We start from the raw sequence: 229 nt of genomic DNA, 5'->3' as shown, positions 1-229 counted from the left end.
CTAGTTTATCGCCCCGTAATTGGCGATTTTCTCAATATTATGGACTAAACAATACAGTTGCCATTGACTCTGCACCTTCTTTTTCCCTCGAAGAGAGAATCGATTTAGCCCCTTCTGGGTACCTATGTTAGCAAACACAGGTTCTACTGTAGACATTCGGTGCCCGTAAACCTGTTTTCCGTATCGACTGTCTACTCGTTTTTGCATCCAAGCAGTTGGTGATGTTGAA

The 229-nt window shown here is 43.2% G+C and carries 1 protein-coding gene; it reads right to left on the bottom strand.

Going from position 1 to position 229, the window contains the following annotated elements; genetic code table 11:
• Nucleotides 1–229, bottom strand: a 229-nt coding sequence (locus ACXAFR_RS27705; protein ID WP_475183482.1) for a transposase, incomplete at its 5' end; no start/stop codon positions are given.

The organism is Pseudomaricurvus sp. ABR4_320, assembly GCF_056159445.1.
The sequence above is the reverse complement of the archived record's forward strand: the minus strand, read 5'-3'. Positions and strand labels throughout refer to the sequence as shown.